Annotated in this window: 25 protein-coding genes; 16 read left to right on the top strand and 9 right to left on the bottom strand. The window is 41.9% G+C overall.

Annotated elements, in window-relative coordinates; all coding sequences use genetic code 11:
- Positions 1-633, bottom strand: a complete 633-nt coding sequence (locus tag ABIN91_RS24550; protein ID WP_348054372.1) for a TetR/AcrR family transcriptional regulator — start codon at positions 631-633, stop codon at positions 1-3.
- A gap of 259 nt (positions 634-892) precedes the next feature.
- Between ABIN91_RS24550 and ABIN91_RS24545 the strand changes: the two genes are divergently transcribed.
- A complete protein-coding gene (locus ABIN91_RS24545; protein ID WP_348054371.1) occupies positions 893-3,391 on the top strand; it encodes a PIG-L family deacetylase in 2,499 nt (832 codons plus the stop codon).
- Between the two features lie 70 nt (positions 3,392-3,461).
- Positions 3,462-3,701: a twin-arginine translocase TatA/TatE family subunit gene (locus ABIN91_RS24540; protein ID WP_348054370.1), complete on the top strand. Its 240-nt coding sequence runs from the start codon at positions 3,462-3,464 to the stop codon at positions 3,699-3,701.
- A 55-nt stretch (positions 3,702-3,756) separates the two neighbouring features.
- Here ABIN91_RS24540 and ABIN91_RS24535 read toward each other — a convergent pair whose 3' ends face one another.
- Together ABIN91_RS24535 and ABIN91_RS24530 are read right to left on the bottom strand one after the other, a co-directional pair.
- Complete coding sequence (locus tag ABIN91_RS24535; RefSeq protein ID WP_348054369.1) at positions 3,757-3,951, bottom strand: DNA-directed RNA polymerase subunit alpha C-terminal domain-containing protein; 195 nt, start codon at positions 3,949-3,951, stop codon at positions 3,757-3,759.
- A gap of 185 nt (positions 3,952-4,136) precedes the next feature.
- On the bottom strand, positions 4,137-5,390 hold the full coding sequence (locus ABIN91_RS24530; protein ID WP_348054368.1) for an aminotransferase class I/II-fold pyridoxal phosphate-dependent enzyme: 1,254 nt from the start codon (positions 5,388-5,390) through the stop codon (positions 4,137-4,139).
- Between the two features lie 201 nt (positions 5,391-5,591).
- On the opposite strand from ABIN91_RS24530, the gene ABIN91_RS24525 reads away from it, so the two are divergent.
- Positions 5,592-6,461: a helix-turn-helix transcriptional regulator gene (locus tag ABIN91_RS24525; protein WP_348054367.1), complete on the top strand. Its 870-nt coding sequence runs from the start codon at positions 5,592-5,594 to the stop codon at positions 6,459-6,461.
- Here ABIN91_RS24525 and ABIN91_RS24520 read toward each other — a convergent pair.
- The 3 genes from ABIN91_RS24520 to ABIN91_RS24510 form a co-directional block, all read right to left on the bottom strand.
- On the bottom strand, positions 6,458-6,916 hold the full coding sequence (locus ABIN91_RS24520; protein ID WP_348054366.1) for an NUDIX domain-containing protein: 459 nt from the start codon (positions 6,914-6,916) through the stop codon (positions 6,458-6,460). The two genes, ABIN91_RS24525 and ABIN91_RS24520, sit on opposite strands and share 4 nt — an antisense overlap.
- Before the next feature lie 85 nt (positions 6,917-7,001).
- Positions 7,002-7,859 carry a dienelactone hydrolase family protein gene (locus tag ABIN91_RS24515; RefSeq protein WP_348054365.1) on the bottom strand — a complete coding sequence of 286 codons (858 nt, stop codon included), beginning with the start codon at positions 7,857-7,859 and terminating at the stop codon, positions 7,002-7,004.
- Between the two features lie 133 nt (positions 7,860-7,992).
- Complete coding sequence (locus tag ABIN91_RS24510) at positions 7,993-8,676, bottom strand: OmpA family protein (RefSeq protein WP_348054364.1); 684 nt, start codon at positions 8,674-8,676, stop codon at positions 7,993-7,995.
- A gap of 89 nt (positions 8,677-8,765) precedes the next feature.
- Here ABIN91_RS24510 and ABIN91_RS24505 point away from each other — a divergent pair, with 89 nt between their 5' ends.
- The gene (locus ABIN91_RS24505; protein WP_348054362.1) at positions 8,766-9,554 is read left to right on the top strand and encodes an SDR family NAD(P)-dependent oxidoreductase; all 789 of its coding nucleotides are present in this window, start codon (positions 8,766-8,768) and stop codon (positions 9,552-9,554) included.
- A 131-nt stretch (positions 9,555-9,685) separates the two neighbouring features.
- On the opposite strand, the gene ABIN91_RS24500 is transcribed toward ABIN91_RS24505, so the two are convergent.
- Entirely contained in the window at positions 9,686-11,224 is a 1,539-nt protein-coding gene (locus ABIN91_RS24500; protein WP_348054361.1) for a family 10 glycosylhydrolase, read from the bottom strand.
- A 308-nt stretch (positions 11,225-11,532) separates the two neighbouring features.
- Here ABIN91_RS24500 and ABIN91_RS24495 point away from each other — a divergent pair, with 308 nt between their 5' ends.
- From ABIN91_RS24495 to ABIN91_RS24470, 6 genes are all read left to right on the top strand, one after another.
- Positions 11,533-12,444 (top strand): hypothetical protein, encoded by a 912-nt coding sequence (locus ABIN91_RS24495; RefSeq protein WP_348054360.1) that lies wholly within the window; start codon positions 11,533-11,535, stop codon positions 12,442-12,444.
- A 223-nt stretch (positions 12,445-12,667) separates the two neighbouring features.
- A complete protein-coding gene (gene aroE / locus ABIN91_RS24490; protein WP_348054357.1) occupies positions 12,668-13,468 on the top strand; it encodes a shikimate dehydrogenase in 801 nt (266 codons plus the stop codon).
- The gene (gldD, locus tag ABIN91_RS24485) at positions 13,441-14,043 is read left to right on the top strand and encodes a gliding motility lipoprotein GldD (RefSeq protein ID WP_348054356.1); all 603 of its coding nucleotides are present in this window, start codon (positions 13,441-13,443) and stop codon (positions 14,041-14,043) included. The genes aroE and gldD overlap by 28 nt, the downstream gene beginning before the upstream one ends.
- 108 nt (positions 14,044-14,151) lie before the next feature.
- Positions 14,152-14,790 carry an MBL fold metallo-hydrolase gene (locus ABIN91_RS24480; RefSeq protein WP_348054355.1) on the top strand — a complete coding sequence of 213 codons (639 nt, stop codon included), beginning with the start codon at positions 14,152-14,154 and terminating at the stop codon, positions 14,788-14,790.
- Positions 14,791-14,804: 14 nt separating this feature from the next.
- The gene (locus tag ABIN91_RS24475) at positions 14,805-16,037 is read left to right on the top strand and encodes an FtsX-like permease family protein (RefSeq protein ID WP_348054354.1); all 1,233 of its coding nucleotides are present in this window, start codon (positions 14,805-14,807) and stop codon (positions 16,035-16,037) included.
- 12 nt (positions 16,038-16,049) lie between these two features.
- A complete protein-coding gene (locus ABIN91_RS24470; protein ID WP_348054352.1) occupies positions 16,050-16,418 on the top strand; it encodes a hypothetical protein in 369 nt (122 codons plus the stop codon).
- 141 nt (positions 16,419-16,559) lie between these two features.
- On the opposite strand, the gene ABIN91_RS24465 is transcribed toward ABIN91_RS24470, so the two are convergent.
- Both ABIN91_RS24465 and ABIN91_RS24460 read right to left on the bottom strand, forming a co-directional pair.
- Positions 16,560-18,800 carry a transglycosylase domain-containing protein gene (locus ABIN91_RS24465; RefSeq protein WP_348054350.1) on the bottom strand — a complete coding sequence of 747 codons (2,241 nt, stop codon included), beginning with the start codon at positions 18,798-18,800 and terminating at the stop codon, positions 16,560-16,562.
- Between the two features lie 3 nt (positions 18,801-18,803).
- A complete protein-coding gene (locus ABIN91_RS24460) occupies positions 18,804-21,662 on the bottom strand; it encodes a tetratricopeptide repeat protein (protein ID WP_348054349.1) in 2,859 nt (952 codons plus the stop codon).
- 109 nt (positions 21,663-21,771) lie between these two features.
- Between ABIN91_RS24460 and ABIN91_RS24455 the strand changes: the two genes are divergently transcribed.
- From ABIN91_RS24455 to atpH, 6 genes are all read left to right on the top strand, one after another.
- Positions 21,772-21,996 (top strand): AtpZ/AtpI family protein, encoded by a 225-nt coding sequence (locus tag ABIN91_RS24455; protein ID WP_348054348.1) that lies wholly within the window; start codon positions 21,772-21,774, stop codon positions 21,994-21,996.
- Positions 21,993-22,379, top strand: a complete 387-nt coding sequence (locus tag ABIN91_RS24450) for a hypothetical protein (RefSeq protein ID WP_348054346.1) — start codon at positions 21,993-21,995, stop codon at positions 22,377-22,379. The genes ABIN91_RS24455 and ABIN91_RS24450 overlap by 4 nt, the downstream gene beginning before the upstream one ends.
- 14 nt (positions 22,380-22,393) lie before the next feature.
- On the top strand, positions 22,394-23,482 hold the full coding sequence (gene atpB, locus ABIN91_RS24445; protein ID WP_348054345.1) for a F0F1 ATP synthase subunit A: 1,089 nt from the start codon (positions 22,394-22,396) through the stop codon (positions 23,480-23,482).
- Positions 23,483-23,526: 44 nt separating this feature from the next.
- A complete protein-coding gene (gene atpE, locus ABIN91_RS24440; protein WP_230546206.1) occupies positions 23,527-23,742 on the top strand; it encodes an ATP synthase F0 subunit C in 216 nt (71 codons plus the stop codon).
- 104 nt (positions 23,743-23,846) lie between these two features.
- Positions 23,847-24,341 (top strand): F0F1 ATP synthase subunit B, encoded by a 495-nt coding sequence (locus ABIN91_RS24435; RefSeq protein ID WP_348054344.1) that lies wholly within the window; start codon positions 23,847-23,849, stop codon positions 24,339-24,341.
- 79 nt (positions 24,342-24,420) lie between these two features.
- Positions 24,421-24,966, top strand: a complete 546-nt coding sequence (atpH, locus tag ABIN91_RS24430) for an ATP synthase F1 subunit delta (protein ID WP_348054343.1) — start codon at positions 24,421-24,423, stop codon at positions 24,964-24,966.

Genomic DNA, 24,966 nt, shown 5'->3' with positions numbered 1-24,966 from the left:
TTATTGTTTAACTAAGTATGATTTCATAAGTCTTTTCATGTACGTTTTCATGCGGGGTTTAAGGTCTGCCTCTAAATAGGCTTCGTCTCGCACATTATTTCCCAGCATAATAGATACCATTTGTTGCGAATTGATGAGGTAGTTTTTGGTACCGAAGATGGTTATGATAGCCATTTCCAGATCGGCATCTGCATGAAAGGAGCCATCATCAACACCTTCCTGCATTATTTTTTTAAACTCTAAAACGTTGCTCATTAAAATATCGACCATTTTATCGGCCAGCTCAGTACGTGTATTGAGCGACAGCTCTCTGTTGATCAATTTTTGAAAGCACGTGTTGGTAATTATCCTATCTACATAATTATCAATACAACGTTCTAATTTGTCCCATGTAGAAATGCTACCATCGTTACCGATGTTCTGTATCAGGGTGCGGAAAGCTGATATTTTGCGTTCGAATACAGCCAGATACAATCCTTCTTTTGAACCGAAGTAATAATTAAGCATAGCCATGTTGACACCAGCTTCGCCGGAGATCGTCCGGGTAGAAGCGCCATCATAACCCAGCTCAGAGAATATCTTCTCGGCTATGTCAAGGATGTGGTCCTTTTTGTCTATTTTTTCTTTTTCCATTGTAATTCGGGTACAAAATTAATCAATCGATTGAATTAATCAACTGATTAACTGTCATTCTTTTGTAAAACGCTTAGCAATTATTCGGGAGATGGGTTTGGACGTTGATAATTCAACAAAAAACAAGCCAAAAAATTAAAGACATGTTAAGTAATTAACAACAGTTAGTAAAATATGGCAATGGCGTTTTAGTAGCATTACAATGGATATTTATGGTTATGAAGTGTTTTTAGTACCTTCATAACCATAAATTTGAACCATGAAGCTTTTAAAAATAGCATTCGCATTGTTACTGCTTGCGCCGATGGCATTTTCACAAACGGCACCACCCGCCGGTTTGACTGATATTAAACAAGAGTTTAAAAAGTTAAATGTATTGGGAAGCGTGTTGTACGTTGCGGCCCATCCGGATGATGAGAATACTCGCCTGCTGGCTTACTTAGCGCAAGAGAAACATTATCGTACGGGATATTTATCGATGACGCGTGGCGATGGCGGGCAAAACCTGATAGGAAATGAGCAAAGCGAGTTGCTTGGTTTGATACGCACCCAGGAATTATTAGCGGCACGCCGCATGGATGGCGCCGAACAATTTTTTACACGGGCCAATGATTTTGGATTTTCAAAAGGCCCGGACGAGACCTTGAGGATATGGGATAAAGAAAAAGTACTGGGCGATGTGGTTTGGGTGATCCGCAAGTTTAAACCGGATGTTATCATCTGCCGTTTCCCTACCGACGGAAGGGGCGGGCATGGACACCATACGGCATCGGCAATACTGGCGCAGGAGGCTTTTACGGCCGCCGCCGATCCGAAACGCTTTCCGGAACAATTGCAATTTGTGCAGCCATGGCAAGCCAAGCGTTTATTGTGGAACACGTTCAATTTTGGTTCGGTTAATACCACTGCTGATAGTCAGTTTAAAATTGATGTGGGTGTTTATAACCCGTTACTGGGCAAAGGTTATGGCGAGATAGCCGCCGATAGCCGCAGCAACCATAAAAGCCAGGGCTTTGGTTCGGCAAAGCAAAGGGGGCAGTCGTTTGAGTATTTCAGTACCATTTTGGGTGATGCGCCGCAAACCGATTTGATGGATGGTATTAATACTACCTGGAAGCGGATAAGCAATACCGAGGGTTTAGAAGCCACCATCAATATTATAGCTAAAGAGTTTGATGAGAATGCTCCAGAAAAATCGGTACCGGCATTGGTTAAGGTTTTAGATAGGGTAGAGAAAACCACAAACAGTTATTGGCGCGAGCAAAAAGCAAAGGGTTTAAAAAACTTAATAGCCGCCTGCGCGGGATTATGGTTTGAGGCCTATGCTGCAGAGCCCACTTACGCTTTGGGGGATAGCATTAGCGTGCGGTCGCAAGTGATCAATCGTTACAGTAATAATGTAAAGCTGAACAGCCTTACCAATGTTATTATTGTAAAGCATAATGCTGTACCGGCTTTGGTATCGCCATACAAAAAAATAAATGCCGTTATTCCGGCTAACCAGTTGCAAACGTTCGAAACTAAAACTTTCGCCAATAAAATAACACAGCCTTATTGGTTAGAAACGCCCCGAACTTTAGGCTCGTATCAAATAGCGGATATGAATAAGGTTGGTAACCCGGAAAACAACGACCTGCCTTTTGTTAGTTTTGAGTTTGTGATAGCCGGTAAACCTATCCGCTTTGAGCGCAGATTAGTTTATAAATCTGTTGACCCGGTGCGTGGTGAGGTTTATCGGAATGTTGAGATCACTCCGCCGGTAACTGCTAATATTGATAACCCGGTTTATGTGTTTAAGGATACCCGATCGCAAAGTATTTCGGTTAAATTGAAGTGCTTTACCAATTCGAGCGGCAGTATCGTGTTAAAGGCGCCATTGGGATGGAAAATAGTACCCGAGCAGGCATCATTTAGTGGAAAAGTAAAAGGTGAGGAATGGGTAGAAAACTTCACCGTTACGCCATTGGACCTGAAACCAAGCAGCGATGTTTTGCAGGCTATTACTACGGTAAATGGTACGGCTTATAATTTAGGTTTGCAGCGTATTAGTTATGACCATATCCCGGTGATTACTTTGTTCCCGTTTGCACAAACCAAGTTGTTGAAACTGGATATTCAAACGCCGGGTAAAAACATAGGCTATATTATAGGTGCAGGCGATTTAGTACCCGATGCCCTGCGACAGTTAGGTTATAAGGTTACTCTATTAAATGAAGAAGATGTAATGAAGGGAGATTTGAGTGGCTATGATGCTATAGTAACCGGGATACGTGCTTATAATGTGAACCCACGCATGGCGGTTGAGCAACCGAAGTTGTTGAACTATGTTAAAAATGGTGGTAATCTGGTTGTGCAGTATAATAACAATGCTGGCTTGGTTACACCTAACATTGGGCCGTATCCGTTTAAGCCGGTTAATGAGCGGATTACTGATGAGAACGCCAAGGTAACTGTTATTGACCCGAAAAACCCGTTGTTAAACTATCCCAATAAAATAACACAAAGTGATTTTGATGACTGGGTACAGGAACGCAGCCTTTACCATGTTGCCGATGTTGACCCTAAATATCAGCAATTGTTCCAGATGAACGACCCGGATGAAAAAGCCAATAGGGGATCGATCATTACTACGGAATATGGCAAGGGTAGATTTACTTATACTTCGTTATCGTTTTTCAGGCAGTTGCCTGCGGGGGTGCCGGGTGCATATCGGTTGTTTATTAACATATTGAGTAAGACTGCAACAAATACACCATAATATAAAACCATACGCTGTTGCGGCACGTATATGATTTAAACTAACGCGATAATCATTTAAAACTAAAGATATGTTACACACAACCCTGTTGTTTATGAGTGCGCCGGATATTGCTATTATAGCGGTATTGGCCTTGTTATTATTTGGTGGAAAGAAAATTCCGGAATTGGCACGCGGCTTAGGTACCGGTATTAAAGAATTTAAAAATGCGACTTCGGGGGTAACAGACGAGTTTCATAACGCTACAAAACCGGCTGAACAACCGGTGGCACCCGCGCCAGCTCCAACAACTGTTGAGCAGCATGTGTAGTTAAACATACACCCTATAAGAATGAAGAAGGCCGGAGAAATTCCGGCTTTTTATTTCAGGCAAATGACAGGCCCGCTGCTTCTAAAGCAAGCTTAACCGGCTTTAATGAGCCTTTACCAACGCCGTGCAGGCTCAGAAACTGTTTCTCTGTAAGTGTGGATAGCTCTTTCAATGTTTTTATCCCAGCATTGGCCAAGGCACGTTGTGCCGGATTAGAGAGTTTTTGGAAAGGGCTTTGCTGATTTTGCATAGTATGAAGTTTGATTACCAAATTTACAACAGACCCGCATTTGGTGTAAGCCATGTAAGCGACAATTTTGATGGCTGTTTGCGACAAATTATTACCACCAAGAGATAGTCTTGTATAGTTGCTCTGCCTAAAGAGATTGCTTCATACCTCGCAATGACGCGATGGGTGAACAGTAATATTGACGATTACAATTTTGCTAATGCCGCTTTTATTCTCGGTATCATAGCTTGAATTTCTTCCAGCGTACATGCACCTACTGATGCGCGGAACCAGTTTTCGCTTTCGTCTGTTCCGAAGGCTGAGAATGGTACCAAGGCGCATCCGGCTTCTTTAATTAAATAAAAGTTTACATCTGTCGAATTTTTAATCGGGTTGCCATCGGGCGTAGTTTTGCCGCTGTAATCGATTTTTACGGTGAGGTATATGGCACCCATTGGTTCAATGGCATCAACGGCGAAGCCTTCGGCTTTTAATTGCATAAAGCCGCTGTAGAGGGCCTGTAAGCTGGCCTGGATGCGCTCTTTAAAACCGTTTAAAAAGCTGGTAACACTCGCGCCATCTTTTAAGTAAGCGGCCATAGCAACCTGCTCCGCCTTTGGCGACCAGGCACCCATATGGCCAACAATGGCTTTCATGTTATTGATAATATCGGTTGGGCCAAAGCCCCAGCCTACACGTACGCCCGTTGCGGCAAAGCATTTGGATGAGCCATCAACAAATACGGTGTAATCTTTCAGCTCGGGGCGTAAGGAAACCGGGTCGTAGTGTTTATGTATGCCAAAGGTTAGTTGCGAGTAGATCTGATCGTAAAGTAAGTACAGTGGTTTTTCGCCAGCTTTACGGGTTTTGTTTTCTTCGATGATCATATCGCAGATTTCTTCCAGGTCCTTTTTGGTGAACATGGTTCCGGTTGGATTAAGCGGAGAACATAAAGCAAGTAATGTTGCACCTTTTATATGCGGGCGCAATTCATCTGCCGTAGGCATAAAATTGTTTTCGGGCTGGGTTTGTACCGTGATGCCTTCGGCCTTTAACAGATCGCAATAATGATTATTGTTCCATGACGGGGTTGGGAAAACAACCTTATCACCCGGATCAACCAATGCCAAATATGTTGCATAGATCAAGGGGCGTGAACCGCCTGATATCAGGATCTGGTTAGGTTTGTAATCCAGTTTGTATTCTTTGGTGATGAAATCGGACACACTTTCGCGCAAGCTTAAAACACCGTCGGCTGGTGGATAGTTGGTTTGGTTATGGTCGTAAGCATCAACAATGCCCTTTTTTAGATCGGTAGGGATGGGATATATGTTTGAGTCAAAATCGCCAATGGTTAAGTTGGCAATGTTTTGTCCTTGTCGTTTAAGTTCATTGATCTCGCCCGCTATCTTAATAATTTCGGATCCGCGCAGGTTTTGAGCCAATTTTGATGGTATCATGCTTTTGTGTTTTAAGAGGTGCAAATATATACGTTTATAAACAATACGATAATTAATAGACAGGCGTTTTAAAGCTGTTACAACAGCGTGTTCATCTGCAACAATCTTCGGTTGAGATATATGCGTAATAAATGTAATTTAGCGGTACCAAATACAAACTGTACATTGCGGTAAATTTTTTAGTTAAGGATAGGGCAATTAATGAAAGCACAACTATTAAAGGTTTTTCCGGGACATTCCAATTCATTTACCGTGAGGGAAGATGTTGGTTTTGATGCCAATAAACGCTGGCACTATCACCCGGAGATAGAATTTATCTACATTAAGAAAGGCGAGGGGACACACTTTATTGGCGATAGCATCAAAAAATTTAAGGCGGGTGATATTTACATGATCGGATCGCAGTTGCCGCACTTTTTTAAGTATGATGAAACGTATTTGCAAGCCAAAGAGGACGATGCGGTACATGTATCGGTAACGCAGTTTGACGATAAATTTTGGGGCGATAAATTTTTACAATTGCCCGAAAGTACCAACATGCGTACTTTGCTTGAAAAAGCCCGCCGCGGGTTTATTGTTCCGGCAGAGATTAGGGATAAAATTGCCGCAACTTTGGATGAACTGCTGGATAGTACCGGACTAGAAAGAATAATATTATTGCTGAATGTGTTGAACACGTTGAGCCATGCCAAAGGCTTAAAACAACTATCATCAATGGCGTTTAACCACGATGTTGTGGAGGCCGAAGATGAACGTATCAACGCGATTTATGAATACTCATTCGCTAATTATAAGCGCAAAATTGAGTTGAATGAAATTGCCGAAGTAGCCAGGATCAGTCCGAACTCGTTTTGCAGGTATTTTAAGTTAAAGACCAAAAAAACGTATTCTCAATTTATTACCGAGATACGTGTTGGGCACGCTTGCAAACTGCTTATCGAGAATAAATACTTTATTAAGCACATTTGTTATGATAGCGGCTTTAATAACTTCGCCAGCTTTAATAAGTATTTTAAACTAACCACGGGTAAAAGTCCGCTTAATTACCAGAAAGAGTTTATGAGCGCTTAAGCCAATAAGGCTTGTAGTTCTAAAACCAAAGCAACCTGGGCCGGGTTTAGTTTCGCTTCGGCTTCGCTTATGGTGAACCATGCCGCGCGGTCAACCTCGGGAAAGGTTTGCATTTTTCCGGATGCAGGTGGCCATTCTATTTGGAAAGTGTTGCTCACTATACTATCGGCATCAATATCACCTTGTAACGCCCAGGCATGAATGGTTTTTCCGCTTTTTAGTTTTACGGATTTAAGCTGGATAAAATCGCCATTAAGGACTGCTCCTGTTTCTTCTTCAAATTCTCGTTTCGCGGCAAGCAAGGCATCTTCATCATCAAAAAATTCGCCTTTAGGGATACTCCATGCGCCTTCGTCTTTGTTTTTAAAGGATGGGCCACCGGGATGAATGAGGAAAACCTGGTGGATTTGGCCTGTGGTTTTGTAAAGAAGGATTCCGGCGCTTTGTTTGGGCATGGGGTTTAATTTAATTAATTATGTAATTGCGAGCCTGTCGGCAGACAGACAGGCTCGCAATTACGCGTGGAGAAGGCGTTTATTATTATTTAATCTTCGCTTTTAAAAACGTTAATGTACGCTCATTGGCTGTTTTGGCTGCTTCGCTGCTGTAGTTATCGCCGCTTGGGTTAGCAAAGGCGTGGTTGGCATCGTATTCGTAAGCGGTTAAGTTTTTGCCTGCGGCTTTCATGCTGGCTTCAAAACCGGCCACTACTTTGGGGTTTATCCATTGATCTTTGTTGCCAAAATTGCCTAATACATCGCAGTTAAGGGTTTTTAGTTTGGCTACATCCTGTTCGGGCATGCCATAGTACATTACGCAAGCTACGGATTGTTTACCTGCAAGCAGGGCAGTTTGCAAGCTCCAGCCGCCGCCAAAACACCAGCCTATGGCAGCAATGCGGGCTTTTGGCCCGGCGTAAGCTATTGCGCCTTTGATAATGGCCTGAGCACGATCTTCTTTAACGGCTTGCATTAGTTTGGCAGCTTCGGCACGATCGGCAGATGATTTTCCATCGTACAGGTCGAGCGCAATAACGTTAACATCGCCTAATTGGTTATATAGGGTTTCTGATTCTTTTTTGATGTAATCATTCAGACCATAATATTCGTGTATTACAAGCAGGTAGCTATTGGTTGGCCTTTTGGCCTTTAGTTCGTAAGCGTAGGCCGTTTTGCCATCGGTAGCGGTGTAGGTGATGGCTTTACCAATGCTACTTTGAAACCGGGTAGCTTTGGGTTTTGGATGGGCCATTACAAATTTTTTGTCGGCAGCCAACATCGCGAAACGTTGTGTTGCGGTTGGGTAACAGCAGGCTACTTTCGCGCGGACCGGGGATTGGGCGAAACTGAAGGTTAAGGTTGAAATTACAGCGAATAAGGATAGCAGGAATTTTTTCATGAAGATCGTTTTTGTTGATAGATAACGAAAATACGAAGGGATTGTTTACCTGGTTGCCTTGATGCATTTCTTGAACGCAAAAAAGCCCTTTGATTTAATCAAAGGGCTTAATATTCAGTTTTACGCTGACAAATTAGTTTTTAGCAACTTGTTTAGCCTGATCTTTCATTTGATCATTAGCTACGATAACGATCTCTACACGACGGTTTTGTGTACGGCCATCAACGGTAGTGTTATCGGCAATTGGTTCAATATCACCTTTGCCGCTTGTTGTTAAACGTGATGGTGAAACTCCTGCTGCGGCTGCATAAGCTTTAACAGCCTCGGCACGGCGGATAGACAGATCCATATTGTGAGCGGCTGTACCGGTATTATCGGTATGGCCAACAATCAGAATATTAGTTTCAGGGTTGTTTTTTAACGATGCTGATAATTTTTCGATATCACTTTTTGCAACAGGCTTTAAAGCGGTTTTATCAATATCGAATAAAATACCCGAATCGAATTTGACGATGATACCCTCGCCGGTTCTTTCAACCGTTGCGCCGGGTACTGTGTTTTTTATTTCGGCGGCTTGCTTATCCATATTACGGCCTATAAAAGCGCCTGCTGTACCACCTAAAGCGCCACCTATTATAGCACCTAAAGCGGTATTACCGGCACGTTTGCCAATTAATGCACCTATGCTACCACCGGCACCGGCACCAATTGCAGCACCTTTTTGAGTTTTAGTTAACGAGTTACAGCTTGTACCCAACATAGCTACGGTGGCCAATGCCATGCCGAATGTTGCCAGTTTTAATTTGAACGATTTCATAACAGTAATAATAGTTTGTATTTGTGGGTAAATATACAAATGAAATGCCAAAGTTATTTTATAGTACATTTGCCGTTTAAAGATGGATCTTGAATAAAAAAATAAGCATTTTAGGCTGCGGATGGCTGGGTTTACCACTAGCTATCTACCTGATTACTAATGGTTGGTTAGTAAAAGGGTCAACCACATCCACAGATAAGCTTAATCTATTATTACTAAACGAAATAGACCCATATTTAGTACAGTTACAACAAATACTTTCAACTAAAGAGAGCAATTTTTGGGATTCTGAGGTGTTACTCGTTAACGTACCCCCCGGTTTAAGAAAGCGGAGCGGTAAAGAGTACCTGGATGAAATGCGCAATCTGGTTGAGGTTGTGGAAGCATCACCTATAAAAAAAGTGATCTTTATCAGTTCAACTTCGGTTTACCCGGAATTGAATAAAATTATTGTGGATACGGACGAGGTGGATGAGAACTCGGCGTTGTATCAATCGGAAATGCTATTTGCACAAAGCACTCAGTTTATAACAACGGTTATCCGTTTTGGCGGATTGATTGGCCCGGGCAGGGAGCCAGCCCGATTTTTCGCGGGTAAGAAGGATATTCCGAACGGGCAGGCTCCGGTTAACCTGATACAACTTGAGGATTGCATTGGTATTATTCAAATGGTTTTAGACAAGCAAATGTGGGGAGAGATTTATAATGCAGTATCGCCCGTTCATCCTACCAAAGCCGAATTTTATAAAAATGCGGCTAAAAAGGCGGGTTTGGTTGAGCCTCAATTTGTAAATGAGTTGAACGATTGGAAGGTTATTGACAGCCGGAATCTCCCATACGAATGGAGAAGCCCCCTAAAGGGTGAACAGGAACCATAATGCAGGATAATGAAGTTATTATTTAAGCACTTGTTGAGAAACCCCTCCCTACACCCTCGCGTTGGGAGGGGTTTCTCAACGCTTTTCAAATGCCCGTGTCTTGCGTTATTGTTTCCTAAAAGTATGCATAACTATTGCACACCAGTATTTACAACAGGCGTTGGGAAGCTTTCGTTTTTCAACCTATCAATGGCCGTGACTACATATTGGTAGGTTTTACCTTCTTCTATAGTAGTATCTTCAAAAGTTAAAGTGGTATCGTATTGAATGTTGAGGATGTATTTAGGGTCATCAATATTGATGCGATCACCCTGGTAAAAGCGGTACACTACATAACCGTAAACGGCTTCCTTATCTTTGGCTAATAGCGGCGCTTCCCAGGTTAACGTTGCCGATTTTGGCTTTACTTTTATTTGCAGATTGCGCGGCACGTTTGGCGATACGGAATCGAGCCATATCATGGGTGGCGGCAGGGCCGGGTAGCGGTAAAAATTTCGTTTTAACGAGTCGGCAAAGCCATAGGGATTTTTAGTTATCGATTTGGAACTGAAAAATACACTGCCCTGTACACGGTTGTTTTTACGAATGTAGTTGATCTGATCGGGCATTTGGTGTGTGTTACGGAAAGCTATACTTGCCGACGATGTTTCAAAGCTGCGGTATGGTCCCTGGCCAATGTAGAGGTGCCTGTCGTATGTATTATCGCTCCACCAGTCAACCACTTTATCAAAAGATGCGGCGCGGTTGCCTATTTGCCAATAGATTTGTGGATTGATATAATCTATCCAGTGCTCCATCATCCACTTACGGGTATCGGCATAAAGTTCGGTATAGGTTGATATACCATTGGTTTCGGAACCGCGCGGATCCTGGCTGCGGTTTTTCCAGATGCCGATAGGGCTTATACCGTATTTGATGTGTGGTTTATGTTTATGGATACTATCGCCAACGGCTTTGATCATCACATCTACATTGTTGCGGCGCCAATCGTCGATATTATCAAAACCGGCCCCATATTTTCTGTAGGCCGCGGAATCATTGATGATCTGACCGTGAATTGGATATGGATAAAAATAATCGTCCATGTGGATGCCATCGATATCATAGTTATCCACCACATCTAAAATTATTTTGATGATGTATTCGCGTACTTCGGGTATACCGGGATTAAAGATCTTTTGACCTCCGTAAGTAAAGAACCACTCGGGTTTTTTATTAATGATGCTATTGGGGGCTATGCTGGCGCCGGCATACATGGTGGCGCGGTAGGGGTTCATCCAGGCATGGAGCTCGATGCCGCGTTTGTGGGACTCGTTAATTGCTATTTCTAAGGGGTCGTACAGTGGATCGGGAGCGCGGCCCTGGGTGCCGGTTAACCATTGCGACCAGGGTTCGTGGCTTTTGAGATAAAAGGCGTCGGCCGCGGGGCGTACCTGGAACATGACCGCGTTAATGCCTGTTTCCTGGTGCGCGTCTAATATGTCGGTTAATTCACGGATCTGGGTTGATGATGATGAGCGGCTACTGCTTGGCCAGTCGATATTGCTAACAGTGGCTATCCATACGCCACGAAACTCGCGCTTAGGTTGAAGTTTGGGTTGCGCGTTTGCAGATAAAAATGGTATCGCTAAACAAGGAAGAATAAATAATGCTTTTTTTGACAAACCCATTAGCCATTAAATTTTTTGAAGTGGCAAAGATATTAAACTATGAGTAATGAGTTTTAGTATGAATTGTTTTATATGATGGTTGATTTTGGAGATTTGAGGTAAACTTTTTTTGGTATAAGAGAAAACAAAACCACCCTAATGTTTGTAATGATTTACGAAGTGTGCGAATATTAACAGGCCTGCCGGATGTTTAATTTTAAAAAAGAGTTATAAAAATATATCTTAGGCCCGTATATGTTAAATTAACACTTATAGCACACCAATACTAACTTTAATACGTTTTAGCCTATAACCAATTTAATCAGCGTATGGAAAACCAACCAGACAGAGCCCCAAAAAGAAACTCGAATGTAATTTACTTTTTAATAGTTGTTATTTTGGCCTTAGTTGGTAGCGATGTTTATTTGTTGCTAACCAAAAATAAAACCGAGAGTATTATTGTTAGCCAGGAAGGGGATAAAGATCGCCTTAAAACGGAGTTGGATAGCCTTGAGAGCCAAATAGAGCAGGTAAATGCAGGTAAAACCAAAATGACTGCCGCACTGCAGGCTAAAAATGATTCGCTTAAAAGCAAGATCAGGATATTACGATCTGAATTGGCTAAAGGTAAATTAACCGCTGCTGAGTTGAGCAAAGCGCAGGAAGATGTTAAGCAACTGCGTTATTTTGTTACCAAATACACCGCCGATATTGATGAGCTGAAAAAGCAAAATGAATCGTTAACTACTGAGCGCGATACTTTAAAAACTAATTTGGTTACCGTTAGCCAAAAAGCTACCACCCTGCAAAAACAAAACGAAGATTTGGGTACCAAAGTTCAAATTGCTTCGGCATTGAAAATAGGTAGTATCAATATTTCTACATTGAAGCTAAAATCGAGCGGGAAAGAGGTAGAGAAAAACAGGGCAGCAGTTACTAAAAAGATCAAGATTGATTTTACGATACCGAGCAATGCTGTTGCTGAAAAACGCCTGCACGATGTTTATGTTCGTATTATTGACCCTACCGGGAATTTAATGACCCAAACGGATTCTGAAAACTTTCAGGCTGATGGACAGGATTTTCAATATACCTTTAAAGCCGCTATTGATTTTAAGGATGATGGCAGCGGTTATAGTATTGATTGGGTTAACCCGGGCACTTTCCAAAAGGGCGCTTATACCGTTTTGATGTATGCCGATGGTTATACAATGGGTAAAACCAGCTTTACGCTGAAATAAGATTTTAAAAGCACGAGATTAAAAAGTCCTTTGAGCATTAACACTCAAAGGATTTTTTATTTATAAATTAATGAGTACAGACCATTGGAGCTGCTATTATAAAAGTGTTTTATCACTTTATTACCCAAACCTGATTTTAAAATTCAAACAAACAACGTAGTTTTGGTAGCTGTCACTATAATTAGTGATTATGTATCATAATCGGTGTAATCCAAAACAATATATGAAGCATTTCGGGCTAATAGGCTTTCCACTTACGCACTCTTTCTCAAAAAAATACTTTGAGAAAAAGTTCGCGGATAAAAAAATAACCGATCACGAATACAAACTTTTTCCGCTCGAACACATAACGGGCCTGCAAGCGTTGTTGCATGAGCATCCGCATCTTTGTGGGCTTAACGTAACTATCCCACATAAAATTAGTGTAATGAAATATCTGGATTGGGTAAATCCGGATGCTAGAGAAGTGGGCGCGGTAAACTGTATCCGTATTTCGAACGAAAGTCCGGTAATGGCCGCTTTTAATGGCGAAGTAGGTGTAAAAGGACATGATTTTAGATTGGAAGGCTTTAATACCGATATCTACGGTTTCGAAATGTCGTTAAAACCATTGCTAACCAGTTCGCACGAAAAAGCATTGGTATTAGGTAATGGTGGGGGTGCAAGGGCAGTGAAATATGTATTAGATCAATTGAATATTGAATATACCATAGTTGCCCGTAAGCATACCGACGAAAGTATTTTGTTCAGTGAGCTTACGCAGGAAATTATGGATGAACATAAACTGATCATCAATACTACACCTTTAGGTACTTCGCCTAATGTGCACGAGTGTCCGCCTATACCATACGAGTTTATTACCAATGAGCATTTATTATATGACGTGATTTATAACCCTGAGGTATCCTTGTTTTTACAAAAGGGGCTTGAGGCAGGTGCCACCATCAAAAATGGTTACGAAATGCTGGTGCTGCAAGCCGAAAAATCATGGGAGATATGGGGTTCAAAAACTATCCATCCTTAATGAAGCTTTGTGGTTTTGCATTGATTATGATGCTATTGCTTTCGGCATGTGGCGATCATGATTATTCGCCAAAGCCACGCGGTTTTTTCCGTATTGATTTTCCGGCGAAAGCCTATCAAAGCTATAACGGCGGTTGCCCGTTTACTTTTGATTACCCTACCTACGCTAAAGTAGAGATAGATAGTATGCGGGGATCAAAGCCATGCTGGTTAAACGTGCAGTTCCCGCAATTTAATGGTACGCTGCATTTGAGTTATGAGGATGTGACCTCTAAAAAAATGTTTAACGAGTTGGTGGAAGACGCTTATCAATTTGCATCTAAACATGCTATTAAAGCATCATCTATAGATGGTGTACCGATGGCCTATCCCGAAAGGAAGGTTTATGGGATGTATTATACTATTGATGGCAATACGGCATCAAACGCGCAGTTTTTTTTGACCGATACCACCCGCCACTATTTGCGCGCCGCGCTTTATTTTCGTGCCGAACCCCGGCTTGATTCTATCCAGCCTGTACTCACATTTATTAAAAAGGATATGGATGTGATGATCAAAACCCTGAGGTGGAAGTAAGTTAATAGTGAGTTGTGAATAGTGAGTGGTTGTATTAAGATAGAAAAGGTTTGTCGACAAATAACGTCTCTCCGCTCACCTCTCACCAATTTTTTTTATTTTTGAAACATGTTACAAGTACAAGCATTTCCTAATAATCCTTTTGAGGAGAATACTTATATCGTTTATGAAGAGGGTGGCGAGTGCGCTATTATTGATCCGGGTATGTATACCGCCGCCGAGCAAAATGCTGTTGTGAACTTTATTAAGCAGCACAACCTTAAGCCGGTAATGTTGCTGGCTACCCATTGCCATATTGACCATGTTTTAGGTAATAAATTCACGTTTGACCAATATGGCCTGAAACCACAATTCCATAAAGGAGAGTTGCCTTTGTTGAATGACGCGCCGACTCGTGGTGCTCAGTTTGGGATGCGTTACGAAATGTCGCCCCAGCCGGATACTTTTTTGCCTGAAAGCGGGACGATCAAAGTGGCGGATAGTGAGTTCCAGATCATATTCGCGCCTGGGCATTCACCTGCGCACTTGTGTTTTTACGCGGTTAGAGAGAACTTTTTAATTGCCGGCGATGTGCTGTTTCGTGGGAGCATTGGCCGTACGGATTTGCCTGGTGGCGATTTTAAAACGCTGATCAACAACATAGAGCAAAAACTGTTTATCTTGCCGGCTGATTGCGTTGTTTATCCCGGACACGGCCCTGATACTACTATCGGGTATGAAAAGGAAACCAATCCTTTTTTTGAATAACAAATAAAACGCCATTGAATACTTCATTATATATAGCCCGCAGGTACCTGTTTTCGCGTAAAAGCACACATGCTATCAATATTATTTCGGGTATATCTATGCTTGGGGTTTTTATTGGGAGCGCGGCACTTATTATAATCCTTTCGGGATTTAATGGTTTTGAAAAGGTGATACTGGCCTTGTATAATAACTTTAGTCCGGAATTGAAAATTGAACCGGTAAAGGGCAAAACCTTTAACCCCGATACACTTCACTTTAATGATCTGCGTAAGAATGCTTCTGTGCTGTCTTTTAGCGAAGTGTTAGAGGAAAAGGCACTTATAGCTTACGGCGACCGTAAAACAATAGGCATTATAAAAGGTGTAAGCTCTGAGTTTTTGAAAAACCCTGATCTGGCCAAGACCATTGTGCCGGGAGCGGGTTCGTTTGATCTGCATGCGCATAATCACCCTTCGGCGGTGATAGGGAGTATTATACAATCAACCCTGTCGGTTAATATTTTTGACCAGTTTACCACACTGCAAGTTTATTCGCCAAGGCGAAATGTGGTTAATTCTGTTAACGTGATGGACGAATTTATTCAGCGGAGTATTCCTCCGGCAGGGATCTTTTCTATTCAGCAGGACTTTGATAACATCGTGGTAACACCGTTATCGTTTACCCGCGAATTGCTGGAGCAACCTAATGAAGTATCGTCGCTCGAGTTAAATTTTAATCCGGGAACGGATATCAGCCAAATGCAAGAGGAGATCCAGAAAAAGGCGGGTGCGGGTTTTACGGTGAAAAATCGACGTGAGCAAAACACGGCTTTGTACCGTATCCTTAATTCAGAAAAGTGGGCGGTGTTTAGTATCCTCACCTTTGTGCTCATAATTGCCATTTTTAATATTGTAGGCTCGTTAACCATGCTGGTAATGGATAAGCGGAAGGATATAGCTATATTAAGTAGCTTGGGCGCGGGTAAGGGTTTAATTCAACGCATCTTTTTTTTTGAGGGGATGCTGATATCGTGGATAGGTTGTATAGCGGGTTTGGTTATTGGCTTGATATTTTGCGTAGTACAATTGCAATACGGCTTAATTAAAATGGGAAGCGCTACCAGTGTGCTGGATGCTTACCCGGTAAACCTGAAATTTAGTGATGTGATATTGGTTTTTTTAACGGTTAGCTTTATTTCGGTAATTTCTGCCGGAATAAGTGCAAGAGTTAGTGTGCAGGGATTAGACGAAATCAAACAGGATTTGTAAATTTGCAAACGCATGAAGCTAAACCTTAAACTATTCGCCGCATCAATATTGGTAGCACTATGTGCCGGCTGCGGCAATTCGGACAAGAAAGAAACTACTGGTGTAATATACAAAGGTGTTTACAAATCGGGCCCGGAAGAGAAATCGTTTAACGATTGTGAAACCGGCAATGAGTTTTGGGCAACCGATAAGGCGGGCTTAGAACAGGAATATGCCAAGCTAAACTTCCAAAAACCTTACGAACCTGTTTATATAGAGGTTGAAGGTGAAAAGATCAAAGCTACCAAAGCTGATGCCCTGGATACCCAGTATGATAGTATTATTGTAGTGAAGAAGGTAGTGAAGATAACCAAGGTTATCCCACAGGATATGTGTAATTAGTATTTTCTTACTGATTTTATTGGACCATGTTATTGCGAGGAACGAAGCAATCCCTAACTGTACAGGGCGGATTTGCATTGCCGCTCTGCTTGTCGGGGATTGCTTCGTTCCTCGCAATGACGCGTGGGAATAAAGGGTTCCCTAAAAACTCAATTTTTTATCCGCTTCCGTTGTACCTGGTTGTTGCTGCTTGTAGGCGTTACAATCCAGTGTTATAGTTAACGGTGCTTTAGGTGGGTCAAAATCAACATTTTTTTTGATGCCCAGCTCGGTATTGGCGTAAACGCGTTTCATGTACAGGGCAAAAATTGGAAGTGCGGAGTTAGCGCCTTCGCCCAATGATGTGGAACGGAAGTGGATAGCACGGTCTTCGCAACCAGTCCAAACGCCGGTAACCAACTGTGGCGTGATGCCGATGAACCAACCATCGGAGTTGTTTTGTGTGGTGCCCGTTTTACCGCCGATAGGGTTATTTAATCCGTATTTATAACGCATACGGGAGCCTGTACCGTCTTCAATAACACCTTTTAGCATATAGGTCATCACGTAGGCAGTTTGCTCATTTAGCGCCTGGGTTACTTTAGGTTTGTTCTCGTACAATACGTTTCCGTTTTTATCTTCAATGCGTAACAGGTAGGTTGGCTCCGTCCATAAACCGTGGTTAACAAATGCGGAGTAAGCACCCGTCATATCATAAACAGATGCATCAAAGGGCCCAAGGAAAACCGATGGGTAAGGATCTATTTTACTGGTTATACCCATTTTTTTGGTTAGCTCTACTACTGCGGGTACGCCAACTTCCTTAAGTACAGCGGCGGTTATCCAGTTTTGCGAATAACCCAAAGCCTGGCGCAAGGTTAAATTGCCCGCACGGGTATCGCTCGAACCGGGTGTATAACCATCTGGAAACGTAACCGGTACATTTGGTATCACCATACAGGGCGACATGCCATTATCAATAGCTACAGCGTAAGTAAACGGTTTAGCTGTTGAACCTACCTGGCGCATACCTTGCTTTACCTGATCGTACTTAAAATGCTCAAAATTGATACCACCAACCCATGCTTTGACATAGCCAGTGGTTGGGTCCATACTCATGAGCGAGTTACGCAAAAGCATTTTACAGTATACAATGGAGTCGATTGGCTTCATTGTGGTATCAATATTACCGCGCCAGGTAAAGATGTTCATTTTGACAGGAGTATCAAAATCGGCTTTGATCTCGTCGTCAGATTTTCCTTCGTTCCTTAGTTCGCGGTAACGGTCACTGCGGCGCATACCGGCATCAAGCAGGCTCTTAAAATCGGGAATCTCTTTCCAAAGGCTATGGCCTTTCCAGTGCTGGTTAAACTGATTTTGCAGGTTGCGCATGTATTCTTTTTGCGCTTGCTCGGCATAATCCTGCATGGTTGAGTTAATGGTGGTGTATATTTTTAAACCATCGCGGTTCAAATCCCATGGGGTGCCATTGTTATCTATTGATTTTTCTTCAAATATTCTTTGAATATCCTGTTTCAGGTAATCGCGGAAATAGGTTGCCAAACCTTCATTATGATCTATCGGTTTAAAGTCCAGTCCTAACGGTTTAGATTTAAACTCTTCGGCCTGGCCGTGGCTCAAAAAGCCGGCTTCGTCCATGCGGTTCAACACCAGGTTACGGCGTGCCAGTGCCTTATCGGGGTGCCTTATTGGTGAATAGATAGCTGTTCCGTTTAGCATACCTACTAAAAGCGCGGCCTCATCTGGCGTTAATTTATCTGGCGTAGTGTTGAAATAAACCCGGGATGCCGATTTGATACCGAAGGTACTATAGGCTCCAAAATCAACCGTGTTTAGGTACATGGTGATGATCTCTTCTTTAGTATAGCGGCGTTCTATCCTTACGGCGGTAATTAGCTCTTTTAGTTTTTGTGGGATACGTTTCCAAACATTATGTTCACGGCCCTTATCCGAAAACATGTTTAAGGCCAACTGTTGTGTAATGGTACTGCCACCTTGTTTACTGCCTAAAAGATTATGTAAAAAGATGGTGAATATGCGGCTAAAATCGATACCTGAATGTTCTAAAAAGCGTTTATCCTCGGTAGCTATTAAGGCGTTTATTACGTTTGGTGATATATCTTTATAGTTTACGTTGGAGCGGTTCTCTACATAATAAGTGCCTAAAACCTGCTTGTCTGATGATATGATCTCTGATGCCTGGTTGCTTTTAGGGTTTTCCAGATCACGGAATGATGGCAGTTTGCCGAAGATCTCGAAAGTGGTGAGCATTATCACCAATATCACAAAGGCGAAACACGCACCTATAAACTTCCATACGTACAGGTTGTAACGTTTAATATCCTGGGGTGTTAATTTATTGTTGGCGGGTTTGGTCCACATGGGTTAATAATGTTTTTGATAGAAGTTGAAATAACTATCTAATGTTTTTTGATCGGCTAATTTATCCAGATTCTCTTGGGTAATGATAAAGAAAGTGTATTTATCTGCCGGTACTTTAATAATATTAGGCAGCAAAGGTACAATAGCGCGGGCATAATCTTTAACGGCTCCAAGACTACTAAATTTTCCAACGTATATCAATTGATGATCGGAAATGGGTTTTAGCTGGTGTTTTACGGTTGTGCCCTGCGGCAGATTTGAACGGTTAAACTGCCCGATACCAAAACGCGAAGGGGCCAGGTTTACGGTGTTGGTAGCCACATTTACTACAAAATAATACTGGGTACTATCGCGCAATGAAAACATTGAAGGGGCTTCTTTAGGCTCTTCTGCCGGTGCACCCGGGGCTGTTATTGTGGATTTGGTTGCGGCTGGCGTTGTTGTTTTAACTACAGCCGGTTGCTGTTTTGGGATATTGCGGTTAGGGAAATAGGTTTGATCAACATGTACCGGCCTCAGCAAAAACGGTATCTCGTTAGGGTCGCTGTCTACCAATACCGGGTTGCGTTGTTCCAGTTCGGCTTTGTTGGCAACAATGTAGTCGAGGTGTTGCTTAACCAATGGGGTTACCAGCCTGTCATCCGGAAACTTATCTACTATTTCTTGCAGTTCGGCTTTGAATGGTTCGAGCGATTGGGTATGCCCCAGGGCTATGGCGCGTAAATAATACACCTGCGCGGTAAGGCTGTTGTTAGGATATTGTTGGATAAGCTCGTCGGCCCGGGTTGCAGATTCAGGGTATTTTTGCGAGGTTACCTGATCAAATAGCTGGTTGTAGAATGCGGTGTATTCGGCATTGCGGTCGTTCAGTTTCTGATTAAAATCGGGGTCGAGAATTACTTTGGCAAAGTTTGTTTCCGGATACTTTTTCAGGATCAGGTTTTTATAATAATTGGATTTGGTTTGGTCTATATCGCTGTAAAGCCTATATAAATTATAATATACCGAAGCTACATTGTTGTTGTTTGGATACAATACCAGCACCTTATCGTAAGTATTGATGGCTTCTTGTTTATCATTTAATACATCACGGTAAAAGTTAGCGATATCTACATAAGCATTTAAAATACGCGCGTTAGATTGGATCAGTAAGCCCGGGGTTGTTGGGATATTCTGCAACAGATCTTGCTGTATTTTGGTAGAAACCACATCGGTTGTCGATTTTTGTGATTGTGTACCATAGGATGTTGGGTTTAAACCCTGGAGAGTTGCAGCCACCTGAACATTGTTGCTTTCGCTGCCTGATTTTACGCTCCGGCGCCAGTTATCGGCCAGTTGGCGGTTGCCCCAAACCCGTTTAAAATCTGTAAAACCCTGGCTCACGGCGCTGCTGTTGTAAAAATAGAAAGTGCTGCCACCTGTATTATTAGTACCTAACGAATTTGGTAATGAATATTGGCTGCCTGCATTTAAAGCGTTGCTCGCGCTTTTGCCGCTAATAGTTTTTTGCTGCGCGATGATAGCTGTAACCATTGTTGTAATTTTGGCGGCACGCTCGGGTTCGCTTAAGCGGGCCAGCATTTGCAGGGTATCTTCGCGGGCTATGGTTTGCAGTCTGTCGGTTAGTAATTGCAGGTTATTTGCCTTTTTGTAGATGGCCTGGTAACCGGGATAATTGGGCGACAGGCTGATTAGCGTGCTGTCGTAATATTTTTTAGCATTGGGGTAATCTGCCTTATCCTTAAAATTAATATCGGCAATGCGTAAATACGACAAGCCTTTTTGATTTTGATTGATGGTGCTTTTACGAGCTGATAACTTAAAGTTTTTGATAGCCAGATCAATATCGCCTTGAGACAGGTACAGTTGGCCCATCTGGTAATAGATCTGGTCAATAAAATCGGCGTTCTTATCTTCTTTTAGCAATTGGCGCAGGGCTTCAATGCGGGTGATTTTTTTGCCTGGCACCAGTACTAAGTTGCTTTGCATTGTGTTAGAAGCCGGGTTGATACCTATAGCACTTCTAAATTTACTTTGGCCGACAGGATGTTCTTGTATGCGTATCAAATTCAAGCTAGCATTGAACGACATCCCAAAGGGCGCGTTGCTGTTTTGCACCCGCGTATAGCTTATCACGGCGTCGGCTGGCTTGTGGTTGTATTCTTGTAGTTGGCCTAAAATAAACGTCCAGCGGAGTTTATGGTTAATATCGCCACTGTAGTGGATGGCTTGTTTGGCCATTTCTTCGGCTTCGGTAAAATGCCCGGTGTAAATATCGTATTGCAGACGGGTGGCGTATACATCGGCAATATTCTTTTGCTTTTTAAAGATGCTATCCATCGCGGTACGCAAAACGGTATCGGCCAAATCCATCTGATCGATGCGCATTAAACCGCGGGCCTTCCACACACGGGCTTCCTGAACCAGGTTTTTTTGTTTGGGGAAACCTAATATCACCTGGTTTAAAAACTCGATGGAGTTAAAAAAGTTGTTTTCCATGTAATTGGCCTTGCCCAAAACCAGGTAAGCATCACCAATGTAATGGCTTTGCTCTTTAGTATTGATAATTGTGTAGGCCTTGGCTATGGCGGCTTCGAGCATTTTATCGGCAGTGGCGGTTTTGGTTGTGGTATCCGGATAAACGCTCAAAAACCTGTCGTAAGCATCAATGTATGATACGGCGGTGCCCTCCTGCTTTTGGGCCAGAATATCGTTAGCATTAAACAGAATGTTATAATGCGCCGTTAAATTCTGCATACTGCGGTTAAAGCGGCTCTGTTTTTCAAGGTTACAGCCAGCCAGTAGTAAAACCGGTATCCAGAAATAAGGATTGTTTAATTTTTTATATAATGATAGCCTCAATATCAATTTGGTTAGCGGTAGTAAATGTTTGTACAAAGATATTTGATAATCTTTTGGTTCAAACCAATTGTACTGTTATTTATTTAATGATAATTGGTAGTTTTGACGCATGCAATCAGCAAGCCCTAATGACAACAAGAATAAACCCATTAGTAATTACGCTAAATATAGTGGAATTGGGATTCAAATGGTGGCTATAATCGGAATTTTTTCCTTCGCGGGATATAAGATAGACCAGTACGCCGGGCACCAAACCAAGTGGGTTACGGCTATACTGGCGCTAACAGGTGTTTTTATTGCGATGTATGTTGTTTTCCGGTCGGTAAAAGAATGAGTATCCGGAAATCGATCATATCCTATTTAATTTTTTTAGCGCTGATAGCGATACCTCCAGCGGCGCTTTTATATAGTGGCAATACCTCATTGATCACCCCTCATTTTTGGCTTATTTTCTTTTTTATATCGGCTCTTACGTTTATGGTTGTAATAACCATATTGGTTGTTCAAAAAATAAATAAGGAATTATATGCCCAGGCCTTTTTGGCGGGCACTACGCTGAAGATACTGGCATGCCTGTTTTTCGCGCTCATTTTTATTCACAAAAACGAGGTTCACAGGCTGCTTTTTACGGGCAATTTTTTTTATGTATATTTCTTAAATACGGCCTTTGAAGTTTACGGTTTGTTACGTAGCTTGCGCAACCAAAATTTAAAGTAGAAAACTTCATTTGGATGAATAAGAACTCGATTTTGAAATCAAAAATATTTACACTACAGTTAATTTTCGGCGTTTTTTTAATGTCGTTACTATCACCAGCAATTACTTTTGCACAGGAAACTGACACTGCAAAGGTTGAAAAGGCTGAGAAATTTAGTCCGAAAGAAACAATTCTGGAACACATTTCAGATTCGCATTCTTTACACCTTACTTATGTGGTTGGTACTTATATAGCGCCGCTACCTATTATATTATATACTGATAAAGGTATAGAGGTGTTCTCGTCGGCAAACTTAGAAGCTCATGAGGCTGTTACGCCTTACCAGGGCAAGTGCTACAAATACACAGTAGTGCATAATAAGATAAAGGTATTGAATGCCGCAGGCGAGGTTGACGATGCCGCATCTAAAAAGGTATGGGATTTTTCGATCACCCGTAACGTTGCTTCCATGTGGATCTCTATCCTTGTATTGTTTATTGTTTTCATCGGCGTATCATCAAGCTACAAAAAACGTGTTGGTAAAGCGCCTAAAGGTTTGCAATCGTTTTTAGAGCCTATCATCCTATTTGTTCGTGATGATATCGCTATCCCTAATATCGGCGCTAAATACGCCCGTTACATGCCTTTGCTGTTAACGTTCTTCTTTTTTATATTGATCAATAACGTTTTGGGTTTAGTGCCGTTTTTTACTGGTGGTTATAACTTAACCGGTAATATAGCGGTAACAATAACTTTAGCTACTATTACTTTATTAACCGTTAACTTTAGCGGGAATAAATATTACTGGAAACACATTTTAGCACCTGATATTCCTTATTGGTTGTATATTATCATGGTTCCGGTTGAGATCATCGGTATCATATCACGCCCGTTCGCGTTGATGATACGTTTGTTCGCGAATATTACAGCGGGCCACATTATTGTGTTGAGCTTAATATCACTGATCTTTATCTTTAACACACTTTGGATATCACCGGTATCGGTTCTGTTCGTAGTGTTTATGGATGTGATTGAGGTTTTGGTGGCATTTCTGCAAGCATTTATTTTTACCATGCTTTCGGCTTTGTTTATCGGGATGGCTGTTGAAGAACACCATCACTAATTTTTAATTAATTATCTATTATATACACGTTAAATTAACAAACAATGACTCAAGATGTAGTTCACGGAAGTATTGCTGCCATTGGCGCAGGTTTAGCCGTAATTGGTGCTGGTATCGGTATCGGACAAATCGGTGGTAAAGCTGTTGAAGGTATTGCCCGTCAGCCAGAGGCTGCTTCTAAAATTCAAACTAACATGATCATCGCTGCTGCACTTGTTGAAGGTGTTGCTTTGTTTGCTGTGGTAGTTGCATTGCTTTAATATTTAAAGCAACAAAAAAAGAAAAGAACTTCCCGGTGCGATTGGCCCCGGGTAAGTTTTTTTTAAAAAGACTGAAAAAATATCTGTATTAATACAATAGTAAAATGGAATTAGTTACACCCGAATTAGGTTTAGTTTTCTGGACGACGATCTCTTTCCTGATCTTATTATTCATCCTTAAAAAGTTTGCCTGGGGACCTATCATGGGTTCTATTACCGAGCGTGAGCAATTTATTGAAGATGCTTTGCAAAAAGCAGAAGCTGCTAAGGAAGAAATGGCCCGTTTAACTAACGAGAACGACCAGTTATTGAAACACGCCCGTGCTGAACGCGATTTGATATTGAAAGAAGCTAAACAAGTGAAAGATCAAATCATTGGCGAAGCTAAGGATGCGGCACAAAAAGAAGGTGCTAAAATGCTTGAGAAAGCCCGCATTGAAATTGACAGCCAAAAAGCTATCGCGATGGCTGATGTGAAAAACCTTGTTGCAGAATTATCTATCGAGATCGCTGAAAAGGTTTTACGCACAGAATTTGAAAAAGCAGGCAAACAGGATGAGTTAGTTGCTGACCTGTTAAAACAAGTGAAGTTAAATTAAGATAGTGAATAGTTAGCGGTGAGTAGTGAGTTTACGCTTACAACTCACTACTCACCAATTCACAAATCACTATAAGAATATGTCGGAATTAACAGTAGGAGCCAGGTACGCCAAATCATTGATTGATCTTGCACAGGATGAAAATATTCTGGAAGAGGTTAAGAAGGATATGGAGCTTTTTATAGATGTTGTAAAGCAGAACCATGAATTGTATGCTGTTTTGCGCAACCCTATAATATCTCACGATAAAAAAGTAAAGATACTTGATGCCATTTTTGGCGCTAAGGTTAGCAAAGCTACCATAGGTTTCTTTAAAATAATGGTAACTAAAAGCCGCGGCGAGGTTTTGTATTACACCGCTCAGGAATTTATCAACCAGTACAATACCAAAAAGAATATCATCAAGGCTTTGGTAACATCGGCTACGCCTTTATCGGCAGCTAACCAAAAACAAATTGCTGATTTGGTTGCGGCCGAAGTTGGTGGTAATATTATACTGCAAACCAAGGTTGACCCGGCATTAATTGGCGGTTTTGTATTAACCGTTGGCGACAGGCAAATTGACACCAGTATTGCCAGCAGTTTGAAGAAATTGAAATTGGAATTTGCTCAAAAGGCAGTTTAA

Origin of the sequence: Mucilaginibacter sp. (assembly GCF_039921305.1) — a bacterium.
GTDB lineage: Bacteria > Bacteroidota > Bacteroidia > Sphingobacteriales > Sphingobacteriaceae > Mucilaginibacter.
The sequence above is the reverse complement of the archived record's forward strand: the minus strand, read 5'-3'. Positions and strand labels throughout refer to the sequence as shown.